The 1,091-nt window shown below is 67.6% G+C and carries 2 protein-coding genes; both read left to right on the top strand.

Annotation, left to right across the window (positions count from 1 at the left end):
* A partial coding sequence (locus ACFU7Y_RS44155; protein ID WP_380772110.1) for a hypothetical protein occupies positions 1-202 on the top strand: 202 nt, incomplete at its 5' end.
* A 4-nt stretch (positions 203-206) separates the two neighbouring features.
* Positions 207-680, top strand: a complete 474-nt coding sequence (locus tag ACFU7Y_RS44150) for a hypothetical protein (RefSeq protein ID WP_374120037.1) — start codon at positions 207-209, stop codon at positions 678-680.
* The last annotated feature ends 411 nt before the right edge of the window (positions 681-1,091 follow it).

Here is a 1,091-nt window from a genome sequence, read left to right as displayed (position 1 = left end):
ACCGCTGGGCCGGGCCTGTGGTGTCGGGTGCCGGGGGGCGGGACAAGTGGAGGATGATGCGGGCGGATTCGGCGACTTGACACACGCTTTCGAAGGAGTCGGGAGTGCCGGCTCATTCGAGGACCTGGAGGTCTCCGCGGAGATCATGCCGTGGAAGCGTCCGGATTCGGGCCTGTGGCTGACCGGCCGCCAGGACGACTGACGCGATGGTGTGGGCCAAGGCGGACGGGGCGTTCCCGTCGGCCGAGGTCTGCGCGGACGTGGCGCACTGGGCGGAGGAAAATCACAAGGTTCTGGTCTTCACCGACGACGGCACCACCCTGGACTACCGGGCAGACCGGGAGTCGTCGTTCGGAAACGAGTTGGCCAAGGTGTTCCTGATGCCGGCAACCCCCGCATGCGCGGGGCCGACAAGGTCTGGTTCTTCTCCCGGGGTCGCCGCCACGGAGGGCGAAATCGCAGGCGCTGTCAGCTGGTGTGAGTGGGCCAGGGCTGAGCGGTGCCGTCGCCCCGGTGGTTGGTTCTGGGAATCAACTAGCGCTGTCTGTAGATCAGTTAGCGCCGAAGTCGAACGCTGCGGTGACGGGCGCGTGGTCCGACCACCGCTCGGCGTGGGAGGCAGCGCGTTCGACGTAGGCCTCGACAGCCTTATCGGCGAGATTCTTAGTGGATACGAGTAGGTCGATGCGCCAGCGGATAGACGCCTTTTCGAAAACGGTCCACCCGTCCGAGGACGGGGTGTTCGAGGGGACCTGCCGGCCTGGGTGGTAGGGGCCTCCTGCGAACAGCGTGACGGCGTTGGCGCCGGTCCGCGCGCTGGTTGGTTCGCGTGTGCCGGACGCGCACGGGGATGAGAGCAAGGTCTCGTACCTGGGGCGGGCCGAGTCGGTGACCCGGCTCGCGTTGTCGAGAGAGCGGGAGATCGTCGGCTCCTCCGAGGACCTGGACGTCTCGGGCGAGATGACTCCCTGGAAGCGTCCTGACTTGGTCCGTGCAAGGGTGAGTGGATCCGGCGGAGACGTCTCGCGGTCCGCCCCGTGATCGTGTTGCGGCTCCTGGGCGCAACGGGTGCGGCCCGGCAGGCTTCGGAG

This window comes from Kitasatospora sp. NPDC057542, assembly GCF_042801945.1.
Taxonomy (GTDB): Bacteria; Actinomycetota; Actinomycetes; order Streptomycetales; family Streptomycetaceae; genus Kitasatospora.
The sequence above is the reverse complement of the archived record's forward strand: the minus strand, read 5'-3'. Positions and strand labels throughout refer to the sequence as shown.

Bases quoted from the DNA above. Each gene is read 5' to 3' on its own strand.
- ACFU7Y_RS44150 (WP_374120037.1), top strand. From the start codon at position 207: ATGGTGTGGGCCAAGGCGGACGGGGCGTTCCCGTCGGCCGAGGTCTGC.